This is a genomic window from Streptomyces sp. CB01580 (assembly GCF_001905795.1).
In the GTDB taxonomy this organism is placed as follows: domain Bacteria; phylum Actinomycetota; class Actinomycetes; order Streptomycetales; family Streptomycetaceae; genus Streptomyces.
The window spans coordinates 188,540-206,424 of sequence record NZ_LIXJ01000016.1 but is presented as its reverse complement, the minus strand read 5'-3'; the positions used below and the strand labels follow the sequence as shown (position 1 = coordinate 206,424).

At 70.5% G+C, this 17,885-nt stretch carries 16 protein-coding genes; 12 read left to right on the top strand and 4 right to left on the bottom strand.

Going from position 1 to position 17,885, the window contains the following annotated elements; genetic code table 11:
* The first annotated feature begins 62 nt into the window (after positions 1 to 62).
* Entirely contained in the window at positions 63 to 1,661 is a 1,599-nt protein-coding gene (locus AMK22_RS22990; RefSeq protein WP_073787862.1) for an ABC transporter substrate-binding protein, read from the top strand.
* A 111-nt stretch (positions 1,662 to 1,772) separates the two neighbouring features.
* Here the strand turns inward: AMK22_RS22990 and AMK22_RS22985 are convergent, their stop codons facing one another.
* Together AMK22_RS22985 and AMK22_RS22980 are read right to left on the bottom strand one after the other, a co-directional pair.
* Complete coding sequence (locus AMK22_RS22985; protein WP_073787861.1) at positions 1,773 to 2,444, bottom strand: response regulator; 672 nt, start codon at positions 2,442 to 2,444, stop codon at positions 1,773 to 1,775.
* Positions 2,445 to 2,453: 9 nt separating this feature from the next.
* The gene (locus tag AMK22_RS22980; RefSeq protein ID WP_073787860.1) at positions 2,454 to 3,365 is read right to left on the bottom strand and encodes a RecB family exonuclease; all 912 of its coding nucleotides are present in this window, start codon (positions 3,363 to 3,365) and stop codon (positions 2,454 to 2,456) included.
* A 104-nt stretch (positions 3,366 to 3,469) separates the two neighbouring features.
* On the opposite strand from AMK22_RS22980, the gene AMK22_RS22975 reads away from it, so the two are divergent.
* From AMK22_RS22975 to AMK22_RS22965, 3 genes are all read left to right on the top strand, one after another.
* Positions 3,470 to 4,720, top strand: a complete 1,251-nt coding sequence (locus AMK22_RS22975; RefSeq protein WP_073787960.1) for a site-2 protease family protein — start codon at positions 3,470 to 3,472, stop codon at positions 4,718 to 4,720.
* A 75-nt stretch (positions 4,721 to 4,795) separates the two neighbouring features.
* Positions 4,796 to 5,704, top strand: coding sequence for a tRNA (adenine-N1)-methyltransferase (locus AMK22_RS22970; RefSeq protein ID WP_073787859.1), 909 nt, complete (start codon positions 4,796 to 4,798; stop codon positions 5,702 to 5,704).
* 258 nt (positions 5,705 to 5,962) lie between these two features.
* Positions 5,963 to 6,547: a hypothetical protein gene (locus tag AMK22_RS22965; RefSeq protein ID WP_073787858.1), complete on the top strand. Its 585-nt coding sequence runs from the start codon at positions 5,963 to 5,965 to the stop codon at positions 6,545 to 6,547.
* Between the two features lie 52 nt (positions 6,548 to 6,599).
* Here the strand turns inward: AMK22_RS22965 and AMK22_RS22960 are convergent, their stop codons facing one another.
* Positions 6,600 to 6,905: a ferredoxin gene (locus tag AMK22_RS22960; protein ID WP_073787857.1), complete on the bottom strand. Its 306-nt coding sequence runs from the start codon at positions 6,903 to 6,905 to the stop codon at positions 6,600 to 6,602.
* Positions 6,906 to 7,152: 247 nt separating this feature from the next.
* Between AMK22_RS22960 and arc the strand changes: the two genes are divergently transcribed.
* From arc to prcA, 5 genes are all read left to right on the top strand, one after another.
* Entirely contained in the window at positions 7,153 to 8,919 is a 1,767-nt protein-coding gene (gene arc / locus AMK22_RS22950; protein WP_073787856.1) for a proteasome ATPase, read from the top strand.
* 217 nt (positions 8,920 to 9,136) lie between these two features.
* Positions 9,137 to 10,648 (top strand): depupylase/deamidase Dop, encoded by a 1,512-nt coding sequence (gene dop / locus AMK22_RS22945; protein ID WP_073787855.1) that lies wholly within the window; start codon positions 9,137 to 9,139, stop codon positions 10,646 to 10,648.
* Between the two features lie 120 nt (positions 10,649 to 10,768).
* Positions 10,769 to 10,987 (top strand): ubiquitin-like protein Pup, encoded by a 219-nt coding sequence (locus tag AMK22_RS22940; protein ID WP_073787958.1) that lies wholly within the window; start codon positions 10,769 to 10,771, stop codon positions 10,985 to 10,987.
* A gap of 247 nt (positions 10,988 to 11,234) precedes the next feature.
* Complete coding sequence (gene prcB / locus AMK22_RS22935) at positions 11,235 to 12,080, top strand: proteasome subunit beta (RefSeq protein ID WP_073787853.1); 846 nt, start codon at positions 11,235 to 11,237, stop codon at positions 12,078 to 12,080.
* Between the two features lie 59 nt (positions 12,081 to 12,139).
* On the top strand, positions 12,140 to 12,967 hold the full coding sequence (prcA, locus tag AMK22_RS22930; RefSeq protein WP_073787851.1) for a proteasome subunit alpha: 828 nt from the start codon (positions 12,140 to 12,142) through the stop codon (positions 12,965 to 12,967).
* Between the two features lie 48 nt (positions 12,968 to 13,015).
* On the opposite strand, the gene AMK22_RS22925 is transcribed toward prcA, so the two are convergent.
* Positions 13,016 to 14,056 carry a LacI family DNA-binding transcriptional regulator gene (locus AMK22_RS22925; RefSeq protein WP_073787849.1) on the bottom strand — a complete coding sequence of 347 codons (1,041 nt, stop codon included), beginning with the start codon at positions 14,054 to 14,056 and terminating at the stop codon, positions 13,016 to 13,018.
* 131 nt (positions 14,057 to 14,187) lie between these two features.
* Between AMK22_RS22925 and AMK22_RS22920 the strand changes: the two genes are divergently transcribed.
* The 3 genes from AMK22_RS22920 (at position 14,188) to AMK22_RS22910 (ending at position 17,862) form a co-directional block, all read left to right on the top strand.
* A complete protein-coding gene (locus AMK22_RS22920) occupies positions 14,188 to 15,447 on the top strand; it encodes an MFS transporter (RefSeq protein ID WP_073787847.1) in 1,260 nt (419 codons plus the stop codon).
* Between the two features lie 9 nt (positions 15,448 to 15,456).
* On the top strand, positions 15,457 to 16,818 hold the full coding sequence (pafA, locus tag AMK22_RS22915; RefSeq protein WP_073787845.1) for a Pup--protein ligase: 1,362 nt from the start codon (positions 15,457 to 15,459) through the stop codon (positions 16,816 to 16,818).
* A gap of 126 nt (positions 16,819 to 16,944) precedes the next feature.
* Positions 16,945 to 17,862, top strand: coding sequence for an FKBP-type peptidyl-prolyl cis-trans isomerase (locus AMK22_RS22910; protein WP_073787843.1), 918 nt, complete (start codon positions 16,945 to 16,947; stop codon positions 17,860 to 17,862).
* Positions 17,863 to 17,885 lie beyond the last annotated feature (23 nt).

The window sequence follows — 17,885 nt, the reverse complement described above, 5'->3', positions numbered from 1 at the left end:
CGTGACCGGCCCGGCCCGCTAAGGTCGCTCTCCCGATGCCCGGACGAGGGAGAGCCACCGAGATGAAACGCAAGACCCTGGTGCTGCCGACCGTCGCGTGCGTGCTCGCGCCCGTGCTCGCCGGGTGCGGCGCGTCCGAGGACGACGGCGGCCGGGCCGCGATCGTCCTCGGCACCACCGACCGGTTCGTCGCGACCGAGGACGACCCCGCGCCCTTCGACCCCGCGGTCGGGTACGACGCGGGCGTGTGGAACGTCCTCCGCCAGACCGTCCAGTCCCTCCTGCACGTACCGCGCGGCGGTGGCCGACCGGTGCCCGAGGCCGCGGAGAGCTGCGGCTTCACGGACACCCAGAACGAGAGCTACCGCTGCAGGCTGCGCCCCGGCCTCACCTTCGCCGACGGCACCCCCGTCACCCCCGACGACGTGAAGTACTCGATCGACCGGGTCATCGGCATCGACGCCCCGAACGGCCCGGTGGCCCTGCTGTCCGGCATCGACACCGTCGAGACGCAGGGGGAGCGGGAGATCGTCTTCCACCTCCGCGCGCCCGACGCCACGTTCCCGTACAAGCTCGCCACCCCGGTCGCCGGGATCGTGCCGCGTGCCAGGTACGCCGCGAAGTCCCCGCGCACCGGCTTCCAGGTCGACGGCTCCGGCCCGTACACCATGAAGCCGCAGGTCGAGCACGACCGGGTGGTCAAGGTCGTCTTCACCAGGAACCCCCGCTACAAGGGCGACCTGCATGTGCGCAACGACCGGGTCGAACTGGACCTCTTCCCCGGCGCGGACGCGATGGGGAAGGCGTTCGACGACAATCGGATCGACATGATGACCCGCACCATGTCGCCCGAGCAGTCCCGGCGACTGCTCGACGATCCCGCCGACGGCGTCAGGCTCACCGAGATGCCCGGCCTCGCCATCCGCTACCTCGGCTTCGACACCGACGACCCGGCCGTTCGGAACAAGGCGGTCCGCCAGGCCATGGCCCAGGTCGTCGACCGCGGGGAGATCGCGGACAAGGTGTACGGCACCACCGCCGAACCGCTGTACTCGTTGATCCCCTCGGGCATTGCCGCGCACACCAACTCGTTCTACAACAAGTACGGCGAACCCGGCACCGCGAAGGCCAAGGCGATCCTGCGGGCGGCGGGCGTACCCACCCCGGTGAAGCTCACGCTCCACTACACGACCGACCACTTCGGCGCCTCCACCGCCGCCGAGTTCCGGGCCCTGCAGAAGCAGTTCAACGACAGCGGGCTGTTCGACGTCCGCATCCAGGGAACGGACTGGGCCCGGTTCCGGCCGGCGCAAGTGCGCGGAGACTACGCCGTCTACGGATTCGGCTGGTTCCCCGACTTCCCCGACCCGGACAACTACACGGCACCGTTCCTCGACCGGAACAACTTCCTGAACTCGCCCTACAAGTCGGCCCTGGCGCAGAACACGCTCATTCCGCAGACCCGCCGCGAGACCGACCGCAGCGCCGCGGCGAAGACCTTCCGGCGGCTCCAGGACATCGTCGCCGACGACGTCCCCGTCCTGCCCATCTGGCAGGGCAAGCAGTACGCAGCCTCCCGGACGGGACTCAACGGCGTCGAATGGGCGGTCAACTCCGCTGCCGAGATACGGCTGTGGGAGCTGAGCCGCGACGCCGTCTGAGACACGGCGGCACGCGGTCGCGGCCCCGGCCCGACGAACGCGCCCCGGCCCCGGCCGCACACCGGTCACCGGGGCGCAGGCCATTTCACCGGGCGTCGGGGCGCACGCCGGTCACTGGGCGCCGGGTCGCACCAGACCGCTCTCGTAGGCGTACACGGCCGCCTGCACCCGGTCGCGCAGACCGAGCTTGGTCAGCACATGGCCGACATGCGTCTTGACCGTCGTCTCGCTGACGAAGAGGTCCGCGGCGATCTCGGCGTTCGACAGCCCGCGCGCCACCAGCTTCAGCACCTCGACCTCGCGGTCCGTCAGCGTGTGCAGTGTGTCCGGCAGCGGCTCCTCGCCCGAGGGAAGGTGGTCCGCGTACTTGTCGAGCAGCCTGCGGGTGACGCTCGGGGCCAGCATCGCCTCGCCCGCCGCGACCACACGGATCGCCTGCACCAGCTCGTTGGCCGGGGCGTCCTTCAGCAGGAAGCCGCTGGCACCGGCGCGCAGCGCCTCCACCACGTACTCGTCGAGATCGAACGTGGTCAGCACCAGCACCTTCGCCGGACCGTCCCGGTCCGGACCGGTGATCTGCCGCGTCGCCTCCACGCCGTCCATCCGCGGCATGCGGATGTCCATCAGCACCACATCGGGCTGGAGCGCCCGCACCTGATCGAGAGCCTGGAGGCCGTCCCCGGCCTCACCCACCACCGCGATATCGCTCTCCGCCTCCAGGATCATCCGGAATCCGGTGCGCAGCAGCGGCTGGTCGTCGACCAGCAGGACGCGGATTGCCACAAGGTCTCCTCAGGGTCCCTCGACGGTCACGGGCCCGGCGGCCTCGGCGCGGGCCCGGTCCATTCTGCCCTGGACATCCTGACCGGACTCAGCCGGGCGTACCGACAGCGGATACACCGGGGGAGTCCCGCCGAATTCGGGGCAGACCGCCTGGTGGTCGCACCAGCCGCACAGCTTCGTCGGCCGCGGCCGCCACTCGCCCGTCTCCGTCGCGACCCGGATCGCCTCCCACAGCGCCAGCAGCTTGCGCTCGACCCGCTCCAGATCGCCCACCACCGGGTCGTACGTGACGACGTCCCCGCTGCCGAGATAGACCAGTTGGAGCCGGCGCGGCACCACGCCCTTCAGCCGCCAGACCACCAGGGCGTAGAACTTCATCTGGAAGAGCGCGCCCTCCGCGTACTCCGGACGCGGCGCCTTGCCCGTCTTGTAGTCCACGATCCGGACCTCACCTGTCGGCGCCACATCGATCCGGTCGATCACCCCGCGCAGCCGCAGCCCCGACTCCAGCTCCGTCTCGACGAACAGTTCCCGCTCCGCGGGCTCCAGGCGCGTCGGGTCCTCCAGCGAGAACCACCGCTCCACCAGGCGCTCCGCCTCCGAGAGCCAGCGCGCCAGGCGCTCGTCCCCGGCATCCTCCGTGAACAGTTCCGACAGCTCCGGCCTCGACTCCAGCAGCCGGTCCCACTGCGCGGGGATCAGCGCCGTCGCCCTGCGGGTCGTGCGCTCCGCCGCCGGGGCGTCGAAGAGGCGTTCCAGGACCGCGTGCACCAGCGTCCCCCGGGTGGCCGCCTCGCTCGGCTTCTCCGGCAGCCTGTCGATGACCCGGAAGCGGTACAGCAGAGGACACTGCATGAAATCGCCGGCCCGCGACGGCGAGAGGGACGAGGGCGGCTGGGCCGGTCGCGGCAGGGAGGTCATGCGAAGACCCTACGGCCCGCCACGGACATCCGTCGGCTTACCATCGACCACACACCCCCGGACACGGCATGATCGTGAAACAGGGCACCGACCGAAGGGACCTCGTGGACGAGAGCGGCGACAGCGGGCGCCCGCACCCCGGCGCGGGGGGACAGGCCCCCGGGACCGGCCCGGACAAGGGCGGACCGCGCCGCCCCGAAGAGCCCGGAGGCGGCCTCCTCATGGGCCGTCTCTTCGGGGTGCCCGTGTACGTCGCGCCCAGCTGGTTCGTCGTGGCGGCGCTGATCACCTGGGTCTTCGGCGGCCAGCTCGAACGGGTGCTGCCCGAACTCGGCGCGGCCCGCTACCTGGTCTCCCTCTTCTTCGCGATCGCCTTCTACGCCTCCGTGCTCGTCCACGAGCTCGCCCACACGGTCGTGGCGCTGCGCTACGGGCTGCCGGTCCGCCGCATCCAGCTCCAGTTCTTCGGTGGCGTCTCCGAGATCGAGAAGGAGACCGAGACCCCCGGCCGCGAATTCATGCTGGCCTTCGTCGGCCCGCTGCTCTCCCTGGTGCTCGCCGGTCTCTTCTACGCCGGGATGGGCCTGGTCGAACCCGGCACCGTCCCCGGCGTCGTCCTCGCCGGCCTGATGATCTCCAACCTCCTGGTGGCCGCGTTCAACCTGCTCCCCGGTCTGCCCCTCGACGGCGGACGCATGCTCCGCGCCGTCGTCTGGAAGATCACCGGCCGTCCGATGAGCGGCACCGTCGCCGCCGCCTGGGTCGGCCGCGCCCTCGCCGTCGTCACCCTCATCGGCCTCCCGCTGCTCACCCACACCGGCTCCTTCGGGAACGACCCCCGCGACCTCAGCGGCACGGACACCGTCACCGACGCGCTGCTCGCCGCCATCCTCGCCGCCATCATCTGGACCGGCGCCGGCAACAGCCTGCGCATGGCAAGGCTGCGCGAACACCTCCCCGAACTGCGCGCCCGCACCCTCACCCGGCGTGCCGTCCCCGTGGAGGCGGACACCCCGCTGTCGGAGGCCCTGCGCCGGGCCAACGAGGCGGGTGCCCGCGCCCTCGTCGTCGTCGACGGGCACGGCGAACCCACGGGCGTCGTCCGGGAGGCGGCCATCGTCTCCGTGCCCCAGCACCGCCGCCCGTGGGTCGCCGTGAGCGGACTCTCCCAGGACCTCACCGACGGCATGAAGGTCTCCGCCGAACTGGCCGGCGAGGCGCTTCTGGACCGGCTCAGGGCCACCCCCGCCACCGAGTACCTCGTGGTCGAGGAGACCGGCGAGATCTACGGGGTGCTCTCCACCGCCGACGTCGAGCGGGCGTTCGTCGCCGCCCTGGCCAGGCCCGCCGCCTGACCACGGGCCCGGCCGGGGCCCCGCAGCCGCCCGGCTCGCGGCCGGAGCACCGCGAATCACCGGTACGCTGGTCACATGTCTGAACCGACCGGTGCCGCCCGCCGACGCGGGCCCTTCAAGGTCGGGGACCAGGTCCAGCTCACCGATCCCAAGGGACGCCACTACACCTTCACGCTCGAAGCCGGAAAGAACTTCCACACCCACAAGGGTTCCTTCCCGCACGACGAGCTGATCGGTGCCCCCGAGGGCAGTGTTGTCCGAACCACGGGAAACGTCGCCTACCTCGCGCTGCGCCCCCTGCTCCCCGACTACGTCCTGTCCATGCCCCGCGGCGCCGCCGTGGTCTACCCCAAGGACGCGGGGCAGATCCTGGCCTTCGCCGACATCTTCCCCGGCGCCCGCGTCGTGGAGGCCGGCGTCGGTTCCGGCTCGCTGTCCACCTTCCTGCTCCGCGCCATCGGCGAGCAGGGCATGCTGCACTCCTACGAGCGCCGCGAGGACTTCGCCGAGATCGCCCGGCAGAACGTGGAGCGCTACTTCGGCGAACCCCACCCCGCCTGGCAGTTGACCGTCGGCGACCTCCAGGACAACCTCTCGGACACCGACGTCGACCGGGTCGTCCTCGACATGCTCGCCCCCTGGGAGTGCCTGGAGGCCGTCTCCAAGGCGCTCGTGCCCGGCGGCATCGTCTGCGCGTACGTCGCGACCACCACCCAGCTCGCGCGGACCGTCGAGTCCATCCGTGAGACCGGCTGCTTCGCCGAACCGCAGCCCTGGGAGTCGATGATCCGCAACTGGCACGTCGAGGGCCTGGCCGTCCGCCCGGACCACCGCATGATCGGCCACACCGGCTTCCTCGTCACCGCCCGCCGTCTGGCCGACGGCGTGGAGCCCCCGCTGCGCCGCCGCCGCCCCGCCAAGGGCGCCTACGGCGAGGACTACGACGGTCCCGGCAGCCAGAGCGGCTCCTCCTCGCGCGGCTGAGCCCTTCGCGCATCCGAGCGCGGCCGGGCCGCGCAACGTACCGGCGCCGCCGCCGAGTTCCCGGACCGACCCGGGAACTCGGCGGCGGCGCCCCTTCGTTGTCCCTACGGACAGTCATCCGTGCCGACCCCACCGTTTCCACCGCTCCGCCCGGTGTGGCACGATGCTGGCCGCTCCCACGCCGTCGCGGACGCCTCCCGGAGGCCGCGGCCCGGCCCGGGGCATCCTCGTCCACAGGAACCACAGGAGACATCCCGCGTGCAGACCTCCGAGCTCCCGGACCTCGCGCACACCGACAGCAGGCCGCTGCACTGGCTCGCCACCGCGGCGGCCATGGCGGCCGTCGTCGCCGCCGCGGGCATGCTCCAGCCGGAGCCCGCGGCATCCGCGTCGACCCCCCGGACCACCGCGGGGCAGGGACCGGCTCCCGCGGCCGCGCCCGATCCGCTGAGGGCGACCTACCCCCTGGACTGCGGCGGCCTGGAGCACACCGTCGCCCGGCAGGCCGCGGGCGACCTGGACGGGGACGGCCGCCCCGAGACCGTCGCCGTGGTCCGCTGCGCCGCCGGTTCCGGCACCCCGCCCAGCGGCGTCTACGTCCTCACACAGGCGAGCGGGGCCGCGCCCAGGGTCGTGGCGACCCTGGTGGACCCCGCCCAGCAGATGAGCGTCGGCGCTCTGGCGGTGCGCGACGGAGTCGTCTCCGCCACCCTGCTCGGCTACTCCTCCGAGGACGTGCCCCGCTGCTGCCCCGACCAGCGCGAAGCGGTCACCTGGCGCTGGCAGGGCGGCGCCTTCGTCCGCACCGCCGGCACCGCCCCGGCCACCACGGCCGGCGCCTGACCGGTCACGGCGGCCGGAACCGGCACGGCACCGGCCGCCCGGATCCGGTGGATCAGGCGGCCTCGGGGCCGAACACCTCGACCTTGTCCGAGACGCGACGCACGTGAATGCACTCGCCGGGGCATTCCTTGGCCGAATCGACGACGTCCTGGAGCAGCGGCAGCGGTACGGGCGTCGTCGCCCCGCTGTCCTGGAGCAACTCGTCGTCGGCGCTCTTCACATACGCCAGACCGTCGATGTCCAGCTCGAACACCTCGGGCGCGTACTGCACACAGATGCCGTCCCCCGTGCAGAGGTCCTGGTCGATCCAGACTTCCAGATCCTGCGCGTCGCCGCCGGTCGGAGCGTCCTGCTGCACGGTCGTCTCTCCTGTCGTTCCCTGCTTTTCCGAACCAGAAGTGGCCGGCCCTGACGTGTGTTGATCGGTTCGACGATACAACCGGCCGCTTTCCGATGTTGAAGGGTGGGTATTCCCCAGGGACGAGGGGGAACGCAAGGGTGAAGATCGGACACGCCCCGCAGTCTTTGTGATCTAGGGGTTTCAATCATCACCCACCCAGGTAGGGTCAGGAAGCGTCCAGCTCCCCTTGGAGGAGGTGAGGACCGTGGCAGCCCACGACGACGACATCAACCGCGGCATCCGGCCCGGGCGGGGGTCCGAAGACCCAGCCGGCCAGGTCGCCTATCTCGAGCAGGAAATCGCCGTCCTGCGACGTAAGCTCGCCGACTCTCCGCGCCATACGAGGATTCTCGAAGAGCGGATCGTCGAGTTGCAGACCAACCTGGCGGGCGTGACCGCGCAGAACGAGCGGCTCGCCAACACGCTCCGCGAGGCCCGCGACCAGATCGTGGCCCTGAAGGAAGAAGTCGACCGGCTCGCGCAGCCACCGGCCGGCTTCGGTGTGTTTCTCCAGGGAAACGAGGACGGTACCTGCGACATCTTCACCGGGGGCCGCAAGCTCCGGGTGAACGTCAGCCCCAGTATCGAGCTCGACGAACTCCGGCGCGGCCAGGAAGTCATGCTCAACGAAGCGCTCAACGTGGTCGATGCCATGGAATTCGAGCGCGCCGGGGACATCGTCACCCTCAAGGAGATCCTCGAGGACGGCGAGCGGGCCCTGGTCATCGGGCACACCGACGAGGAGCGGGTGGTACGGCTCGCCGAGCCCCTGCTGGACACCACCGTCCGCCCCGGTGACGCCCTGCTGCTCGAACCCAGGTCCGGCTACGTCTACGAAGTGGTCCCCAAGAGCGAGGTCGAGGAGCTCGTCCTCGAAGAGGTGCCGGACATCGACTACGGCCGGATCGGCGGCCTGGGCGACCAGATCGAGCTGATCCGGGACGCGGTCGAGCTGCCCTACCTGCATCCCGACCTCTTCAAGGAGCACGAACTGCGGCCGCCGAAGGGCATCCTGCTCTACGGCCCGCCCGGCTGCGGCAAGACGCTCATCGCGAAGGCCGTGGCCAACTCCCTTGCCAAGAAGGTCGCCGAGGTCACCGGCCAGCCCGCGGGAAAGAGCTACTTCCTCAACATCAAGGGCCCGGAACTCCTCAACAAGTACGTCGGCGAGACCGAGCGCCACATCCGCCTGGTCTTCCAGCGTGCGCGCGAGAAGGCGGGCGAGGGCACCCCCGTCATCGTCTTCTTCGACGAGATGGAGTCCCTCTTCCGCACCCGCGGCTCCGGCGTCAGCTCGGACGTGGAGAACACCATCGTCCCCCAGCTGCTCGCCGAGATCGACGGTGTCGAGGGCCTGGAGAACGTGATCGTCATCGGGGCCTCCAACCGCGAGGACATGATCGACCCCGCGATCCTGCGGCCCGGACGCCTGGACGTGAAGATCAAGATCGAGCGCCCCGACGCGGAGGCGGCGAAGGACATCTTCGCGAAGTACCTCACCCCCTCGCTGCCGCTGCACGCGGACGACATCACGGAGCACTCCGGCTCCAAGGAAGCCGCGGCGCACGCCATGATCCAGTCCGTCGTCGAGCGGATGTACATGGAGTCCGAGGAGAACCGCTTCCTCGAAGTCACGTACGCCAATGGCGACAAGGAAGTCCTCTATTTCAAGGACTTCAATTCCGGCGCGATGATCCAGAACATCGTCGACCGGGCGAAGAAAATGGCCATCAAGGCATTCCTCGAACAGGGCCAGAAGGGCCTGCGCGTCTCCCATCTCCTCCAGGCGTGCGTGGACGAGTTCAAGGAGAACGAGGACCTGCCGAACACCACCAACCCGGACGACTGGGCCCGCATCTCCGGCAAGAAGGGCGAGCGGATCGTATTCATCCGTACCCTTGTCACCGGAAAGCAGGGTGCGGACACCGGTCGCTCGATCGACACGGTGGCGAATACCGGACAGTACCTTTAGAACACGGACCGGCTGCGGATGCCCGGCCGGGCATCCGCAGCCGGTCGCTTTCCGGACAGCTCGCCCGACGGCGTCCCACCGGTGCGGAGTCGCTCTAGGCTCTTGCGTACCGCCCGGTCGCGCACTGCGGGAACGGGCACCGCACACAGGCACCGGACCAGCAGCGGTATGCGAGCGCCGCCCCCGAGGGGAGCGCCCGCCGGGCAAGGAGGGCCGCATGACCGTACGGCGAGTAATGGGCATCGAGACGGAGTACGGGATCTCCGTCCCCGGCCACCCCAACGCCAATGCCATGCTCACCTCGTCCCAGATCGTCAACGCCTACGCGGCGGCGATGCACCGGGCGCGCCGCGCCCGATGGGACTTCGAGGAGGAGAACCCGCTCCGGGACGCCCGGGGTTTCGACCTCGCCCGCGAGGCCGCGGACTCCAGCCAGCTCACCGACGAGGACATCGGCCTGGCCAACGTCATCCTCACCAACGGTGCCCGCCTCTACGTCGACCACGCGCACCCCGAGTACAGCTCCCCGGAGGTCACCAACCCGCGGGACGCGGTCCTCTGGGACAAGGCCGGCGAGCGCATCATGGCCGAAGCGGCCGAGCGCGCGGCGCAACTCCCGGGCGCCCAGCCGATCCACCTCTACAAGAACAACACCGACAACAAGGGCGCCTCGTACGGCACGCACGAGAACTACCTGATGAAGCGGGAGACCCCCTTCTCGGACATCGTGCGCCACCTGACCCCGTTCTTCGTCTCCCGCCAGGTGGTCACGGGAGCGGGCCGCGTGGGCATCGGCCAGGACGGCCACGAGCACGGCTTCCAGATCAGCCAGCGCGCGGACTACTTCGAGGTCGAGGTCGGGCTGGAGACCACGCTCAAGCGCCCCATCATCAACACCCGCGACGAACCGCACTCCGACGCGGAGAAGTACCGCCGGCTCCATGTGATCATCGGCGACGCGAACCTGTCGGAGATCTCGACCTACCTCAAGCTCGGCACCACCGCGCTGGTCCTGTCCATGATCGAGGACGGCTTCATCAACGTCGATCTCGCGGTCGACCAGCCGGTGCGCACCCTGCACCACGTCTCCCACGACCCGACGCTGAAGCAGCTGGTCACGCTGCGCAACGGCCGGACCCTCACGGCGGTGCAGCTCCAGATGGAGTACTTCGAGCTGGGCCGCAAGTACGTCGAGGACCGCTACGGGGCGGACGCCGACGCGCAGACCAAGGACGTCCTGGGTCGCTGGGAGGACGTCCTGGGCCGGCTGGAGAGCGACCCGATGAGCCTGTCCGGCGAGCTGGACTGGGTGGCCAAGCGGGAGCTGATGGAGGGCTACCGCCGCCGCGACAGCCTGGACTGGGACGCCGCCCGGCTGCATCTGGTGGACCTCCAGTACGCCGACGTACGGGCCGAGAAGGGCCTGTACAACCGCCTGGCGGCCCGCGGCAAGATGAAGAGGCTGGTGGACGAGGACGCGGTCGAGAAGGCGCGCACGGCGCCTCCGGAGGACACCAGGGCCTATTTCCGCGGTCGCTGCCTGGAGCAGTTCGCCGACGACGTGGCCGCGGCGTCCTGGGACTCGGTCATCTTCGACCTGCCGGGTCACGACTCGTTGCAGCGGGTGCCCACCCTGGAGCCGCTGCGCGGCACTCGTGAGCACGTCAAGGAACTCCTGGACCGGTGCCGCACCGCGGAGGAGTTGGTCCAGGTGCTGTCGGGCGGCTGAAAGGGCCGCGACCGGGGAATCATGGAGATGACCCCGGGCGTCCCGGCAAGTACCGGGCCGATACCGGACCCCGTGGGTAGGGTCTGAACCAAGTGCTTCGAACCGAGCGGGGTGAGCGAGATGGCGACCAAGGACACCGGCGGCGGACAGCAGAGGGCGACGCGTTCCACCGAGGAGGTCGAGGAGCAGGCGCAGGACGCACAGGCGTCCGACGACCTCAAGGAGCGCCAGGAGAAGCTGAGCGACGACGTCGACTCGGTTCTGGACGAGATCGACGACGTGCTGGAGGAGAACGCGGAGGACTTCGTGCGCTCCTTCGTGCAAAAGGGCGGACAGTAGTTCACGACCGTGAACTCGGGGGAGTGGATGCAGGACGCGCGCGGTACGGGCGGAGTCGGCCCGTACCGCGCGGTCGCAAACGGCGCCGCGAGTCGTGTGGGCCGCCCTTCCCGCTTCTTGTGGATCAGCGCCGCGCGCCGGGTAGGGTCCGTGGCACACACCGCATCGACTGCAATTTCGGCCACCGTCACGTCGGGAGGGACTCCTGACGCCCTGCGCGGGCCGTCGCACACCTGGAGGGAAACGCGTGGAAGCCAACACTCGTAGCACCGGGCGGCTACCGGCTGCCTTCCTGACGCCGGGGTCCTCCTCGTTCATGGAGTTCCTGTCCGCCCACGCGCCCGGGATGCTCCCGGGCAACCGGAGCCTGCCGCCCGTGCAGGGGGCCGTCGAGGCGCCGCACGGCACGACCATCGTCGCGGCGACCTTCCCCGGAGGCGTGGTCCTGGCCGGTGACCGCCGGGCGACCATGGGCAACATGATCGCGCAGCGCGACATCGAGAAGGTCTTCCCCGCCGACGAGTACTCGGCGGTGGGCATCGCCGGCACGGCCGGTCTGGCCGTCGAGATGGTCAAGCTCTTCCAGTTGGAGCTGGAGCACTTCGAGAAGGTCGAGGGCGCCCAGCTGTCCCTGGAGGGCAAGGCCAACCGGCTCTCCACGATGATCCGCGGCAACCTGGCGATGGCCATGCAGGGCCTGGCCGTCGTGCCGCTCTTCGCCGGCTACGACATCGACCGCGAGAAGGGCCGGATCTTCTCGTACGACGTGACCGGCGGCCGGTCCGAGGAGATCGGGTACGCGGCCACCGGCTCCGGGTCCATCTTCGCCCGCGGCTCGATGAAGAAGCTCTACCGCGACGACCTGACGGAGCAGCAGGCCCTCACCCTGGTCGTCCAGGCGCTGTACGACGCCGCGGACGACGACTCGGCGACCGGCGGCCCCGACATGGCCCGGCGGATCTACCCGATCGTCACCGTCATCACCGACGAGGGCTTCCGGAAGCTGTCCGACGCGGAATCCTCCGATATCGCCCGCTCGATCGTGGAGCACCGGATGGAACAGCCCGACGGCCCCCGCGCCGCGCTGCTCTGACCGCCGGTCCCGATGCTTCCCCGACACTCTCGTCACTGACAGAAAGGGACGGACAACCGGTGTCGACGCCGTTCTATGTCTCACCCCAGCAGGCCATGGCCGACCGGGCGGAGTACGCCCGCAAGGGCATCGCCCGTGGACGCAGCCTCGTAGTGCTGCAGTATGCCGACGGCATTGTGTTCGTCGGCGAGAACCCGTCCCGCGCGCTGCACAAGTTCAGCGAGATCTACGACCGGATCGGTTTCGCCGCCGCCGGCAAGTACAACGAGTACGAGAATCTCCGCATCGGCGGGGTCCGCTACGCCGACCTGCGCGGATACACCTACGACCGCGACGACGTGACCGCCCGCGGTCTGGCCAACGTCTACGCCCAGACGCTGGGCACCATCTTCTCCAGCGCGGCCGAGAAGCCGTACGAGGTGGAGCTGGTGGTGGCCGAGGTCGGCACCGAGCCCGAGGGCGACCAGATCTACCGGCTGCCGCACGACGGCTCGATCGTCGACGAGCACGGCTCGGTCGCGGTCGGCGGCAACGCCGAGCAGATCAGCGGTTTCCTCGACCAGCGCCACCGCGACGGCATGACGCTCGCCGAGGCGCTCAAGCTGGCCGTGCAGGCGCTGTCCCGGGACCCCAACGGCAGCGAGCGGGAGATCCCCGCCGAGCGGCTGGAGGTCGCGGTCCTGGACCGTACGCGGCCGCAGCAGCGGAAGTTCAAGCGCATCGTGGGCCGGCAACTGGCCCGCCTGCTGGAGGCGGACGGCGGAGCCGCGCCGACCGACGCCCCCTCCGACGACGAGCCCGGCGAGGCGGCCGCACCGCCCGCGAGCACGACGGACACCGGCAGGCCCGCCGAAGGCTCCGCCGACTCCGGCGGGGACGTGGAGTAGGCAGCCCTCCGGTGCCCCGGTCCGCCCTTCCGGCGGGCCGGGGCACCGTCACGCGTGCCCGGCGTCCTGCGGCGCCGCCGCCGAGGAGCCGCGTGCCACCAGGCGCACGGGCAGGCTCCCCGGTTCGGCGGGGCGACCGTCCAGGACCGCGAGCAGGGCGGCCATGCCGCGCTCGCCCACCCGCTCCGCGGGCAGCCGCACGGTGGTGAGCTCCGGCTCGACGGCCACGGAGAGGGCCAGATCGCTGAAGCCGGTGACCGACAGGTCGTCGGGGACGCGGAGGCCGAGCCTGCGGGCGGTCTTGCAGGCGCCCGCGGCGAGGACGTCGTCGTCGCACACGATCGCCGTGGGACGCGGCCCCGGGGCGGCCAGCGCCCGCTGCGCGGCCTCGCGCCCGGCATGGACGTCGAGCGCCGCCTCGACGGTCCCCACGCAGGTGCCGGGCACCGCCCCCACGGTGTCGTGCAGCGCCCGGGCGCGGACGGCGAACGTCCAGGAGTCGACCGCCGCCGCCAGGTGGACGAAGCGGCGGTGACCGAGCGTGAGCAGATGCTCCGTGACCTGCCGCATGCCGTCGGCGATGTCCAGGTTGACCCGGGCCGCGACACCGGTGTCCACCGGGTCGCTGTCGAGCATGACCAGCGGCAGGTCCGCGCCGCGCAGCGCGTCGAGCGCGCCCGCGGCCATCGACGAGGCGATCACCCCGTCCAGGGAGGCGCGCGCCGAGGCGAAGGGGTCCCTGGCCGGCCCGACGCCCTCCGGGGACGGGTAGAGGACGACCCCGAAGCCGTGTTCCGCGGCGACGGCGGCGGCACCGGTGTGGACGCGGGCGAAGAACTCGTTGGTGAGCGCCGGCACGACCAGCAGCGCCGTCCTGGTGCGGCCGAGGCGCAGCTGGCGGGCGGCCAGGTTGGGCAGGTAGCCGAGGCCGTCGGCGGCGTGCCGCACCCGGGCGGCGGTCGCCTCGGAGACCCGGCCGCGCCACTTGTCCCCGAGCACCAGGGAGACGGTGGCCTGCGAGACGCCCGCGGCCCGTGCGACGTCCCGGCTGGTGGGCCGGGCGGATGCGGGCGGTGGTGCGCTGGTCACTCGGGCCTCCGGGCCGGTCGGGGCAGGCGCCGTGCGGTGGACCTGCGGACTGGGCACATGGTACGTATAACCCTCGTCGTTATACGTAAAACCCCATGGTGCCGGAAGGCACCCGAGGAGAGGGACGGGACATGGCCGCCGGATATCTGGACATTCTCCGGACGCGGCATGCCGCCAGGCTGCTGGTGGGAACCCTGGTGGGCCGGCTGCCCAGCGGCACCGCCCACATCGCGATCGTGCTGTTCACCCGGGCCGAGGGCGGGAGCTACACCCTCGCCGGGGCGCTCGCGGCCGTGTACGGGCTGTCCACCGCGGTCGGGCAGCCGTTGCTGGGCCGGGCCGTGGACCTGTACGGCCAGCCGCGCGTCCAGCTGCCCGCCGCCGTGGTGTCGGCGCTCGGCATGGGGATGCTGGCGCTGACGGGCCCCGGGGCGCTGGCGCCGGCCTTCGCGGCCGTGGTCGTGGCGGGGGTGTTCACCCCGCCGCTGGAGGGCGGACTGCGGGCGCTGTGGCCGTCGGTGCTGGGCGGTGAGGAGCGGGTGCACCGGGCGTACGCCATGGACGCCGTCGCCCAGGAGGTCATGTTCACCCTGGGGCCGCTGCTGGTGACGCTGCTGGTGTCCCTCTGGTCGCCCGCCGCGGCCCTGCTCGTCATCAACGGCCTGGGGGTCCTGGGGGCGTTCTCCGTCGTGCTCTGCGAGCCCTCCCGGGCCTGGCGCTCCGCGCCCCGCGAGGCGCACTGGCTGGGCGCGCTGCGCTCACCGGGGCTGCTGGCGCTGCTCGGCGCGTTCTTCTTCGTCGGGCTCGCCCTGGGATCGATCACCGTCGCCGCGGTGGCGTACGCCGACGACCACGGCCGGGAGTCGGTGTACGGCTGGCTGATGGCCGCGCTCGGCCTGGGCGCGCTGACCGGCGGCGCGGTGTACGGGGCGCGGCAGTGGGCCGGGACCCCGGAGCGCCGGCTGCGGTACCTCGTGGCGCTGCTGGCGCTGGGCTACCTGCCGCTGATGCTGACCCCGGGAGTGGTCGCCATGACCGCCCTGGCGGCCCTCGCGGGCGTCTTCCTCGCCCCCTCGATCGCCTGCTCGTTCATCGTCGTCGACCGGCACGCGCCGCGCGGCACGGTGACCGAGGCGTTCTCCTGGCTGGTGACGACGTTCGGGGTGGGCGCGGCGGTGGGCACGGCCGTGGCGGGCCCGGCCGTCGAGAGGGGCGGGACGACATGGGGCTTCGTCGTGACCGGGGCCAGTGGGGTGGCGGCCCTGCTCGTTCTCCTGGCCACGAAAAAGGTCCTCGCAGTTCCCGCGAGCACGGGTGTTGCGGTGCGCAGATCGGAAAATGATCGAAACGGTGCTGTCGAACCCGGTTTCAGCTCAGGCCATAAGGCGTAATGTTCAGTCATGGACCGCCGCATTTTCGGGCTGGAGAACGAGTACGGCGTCACGTGCACGTTCAGGGGACAGCGCCGACTGTCCCCTGACGAAGTGGCGCGCTACCTCTTCCGCCGTGTCGTGTCATGGGGCCGCAGCAGCAATGTCTTCCTGCGGAACGGCGCCCGCCTCTACCTCGACGTGGGATCGCATCCGGAATATGCAACCCCCGAATGCGACAACCTGACCGAACTGGTCACCCACGACAAGGCCGGTGAGCGTATTCTCGAAGGTCTGCTCGTCGATGCCGAACGCCGCCTGCACGAGGAGGGAATCGCGGGCGACGTCTACCTCTTCAAGAACAACACCGACTCGGCGGGAAACTCCTACGGATGCCACGAGAACTATCTCGTGGCCCGGCACGGAGAATTCTCCCGGCTCGCGGACATCCTGATTCCCTTCCTCGTCACGAGGCAACTGATCTGCGGCGCGGGCAAGGTGCTCCAGACGCCGCGCGGCGCGGTCTACTGCGTCAGCCAGCGTGCCGAGCACATCTGGGAGGGCGTCAGTTCCGCCACGACCCGGTCCCGCCCGATCATCAACACACGGGACGAACCGCACGCGGACGCGGAGCGGTACCGCCGTCTCCACGTCATCGTCGGCGACTCCAACATGTCCGAGACGACGATGCTGCTCAAGGTCGGCGCGACCGACCTGGTGCTCCGCATGATCGAGGCGGGCACGGTGATGCGGGACCTGACGCTGGAGAACCCGATCCGGGCCATCCGCGAGGTCAGCCACGACACCACCGGGCAGCGCAAGGTGCGGCTGGCCAGCGGGCGCGAGGCGTCCGCCATCGAGGTGCAGAGCGAGTACTACGAGAAGGCCGTCGACTTCGTCGACCGCCGCGGCATCCGCACCGGGACGGTCGCCCGGGTCCTGGACCTGTGGGGGCGTGCGCTCGACGCGATCGAGACCCAGGACCTGGACCGGATCGACACCGAGATCGACTGGGTGATGAAGTACAAGCTCATCGACCGGTACCGGGCCAAGCACAACATGACGATGTCGCACCCGCGGGTCGCCCAGATAGACCTCGCGTACCACGACATCCACCGCCGTCGCGGCCTGTACTACCTGCTGGAGCGCAAGGGGCAGGCCGACCGGGTCTGCAACGACCTGAAGATCTTCGAGGGCAAGTCCGTGCCCCCGCAGACGACCAGGGCGCGGCTGCGCGGCGACTTCATCCGCAGGGCCCAGGAGCAGCGGCGGGACTTCACCGTCGACTGGGTCCACCTCAAGCTCAACGACCAGGCGCAGCGCACCGTGTTGTGCAAGGACCCGTTCCGCTCGGTGGACGACCGGGTGGAGAAGCTGATCGCGGGGATGTGATCCGGCACGGCACCTCCCCGGACGACGACGCGACGCGGGCCCCGTACGTTTCTCGTACGGGGCCCCGCGCACGTCCTAGAGTGGCGGGGACCCAACCGACCGTGCCGTCTGAGATCTGAGGAACACGTGCGCCGACTTGCCGGCCTTCTCGTCGTCCCCCTGTTGCTGCTGACAGGGGCCTGTGGCAACGACAATGGCTCCGCTTCCGAGTTCCCCGCGATCACCGCGGGGGCGAAGTTCGGGGAGAAACCCACCCTGTCCAAGGGCTCCGGTAACCCGCCCAAGGAGCTGAAGACGAAGGTCCTCAGCCAGGGCGACGGTCCCGAGGTCAAGAACGGCGAGGCGGTCCAGGTCAACTACCTCGGCCAGTCCTGGGACTCCGACAAGCCCTTCGACAACAGCTTCGACCGCAAGCCGTTCGATCTGACGCTCGGCGCCGGGATGGTCATCCAGGGCTGGGACAAGGGCCTGGTCGGCAAGAAGGTCGGCAGCCGGGTCCAGCTGGTCATCCCGCCGGACCTCGGTTACGGCGCACGGGGCCAGGGCGACATCAAGCCCAACTCCACCCTCGTCTTCGTCGTCGACATCCTGAAGGCGACACAGATCCCGGCGTCCGCCAAGGGCACCGAGGTCGCTCAGAACGACGTCGACCTGCCGAAGGTCGGCACCAACACCGACGGCAAGGCCCCGAAGGTCACCATCCCGTCCAAGAGCACCCCGCCGTCGAAGCTGGTCTCCAACTACGTCCTGGAGTCCAAGGGCGAGGTCGTGAAGGACACCGACAGCGTCATCGTGCACTACGTGGGCCTGGTGTGGAAGGACGGCAAGACGTTCGACAGCACGTACACCACGGGCCGGACGCAGACCTTCCCGCTCTCCCAGGTCACCCTGAAGGGCCTCAAGAACGGGCTGGTCGGCAAGAAGATCGGCAGCCGCGTGCTCCTCGTCGTCCCGCCGGACCAGGGATTCGGCGACCAGGCGCAGCAGACCATTCCCGCGAAGTCCACGCTGGTCTTCGCCGTGGACCTGCTGGCGAAGATGTAAGACTGTCCCGGTTGCGCAGTTCA

What these genes read in the sequence shown, in the direction of transcription:
- AMK22_RS22990 (WP_073787862.1), top strand. Translation starts at nt 63, where the DNA reads ATGAAACGCAAGACCCTGGTGCTGCCGACCGTCGCGTGCGTGCTCGCG.
- AMK22_RS22980 (WP_073787860.1), bottom strand. Translation starts at nt 3,365, where the DNA reads ATGACCTCCCTGCCGCGACCGGCCCAGCCGCCCTCGTCCCTCTCGCCG.
- AMK22_RS22970 (WP_073787859.1), top strand. Translation starts at nt 4,796, where the DNA reads ATGTCTGAACCGACCGGTGCCGCCCGCCGACGCGGGCCCTTCAAGGTC.
- dop (WP_073787855.1), top strand. Translation starts at nt 9,137, where the DNA reads ATGACCGTACGGCGAGTAATGGGCATCGAGACGGAGTACGGGATCTCC.
- AMK22_RS22940 (WP_073787958.1), top strand. Translation starts at nt 10,769, where the DNA reads ATGGCGACCAAGGACACCGGCGGCGGACAGCAGAGGGCGACGCGTTCC.
- AMK22_RS22920 (WP_073787847.1), top strand. Translation starts at nt 14,188, where the DNA reads ATGGCCGCCGGATATCTGGACATTCTCCGGACGCGGCATGCCGCCAGG.
- pafA (WP_073787845.1), top strand. Translation starts at nt 15,457, where the DNA reads ATGGACCGCCGCATTTTCGGGCTGGAGAACGAGTACGGCGTCACGTGC.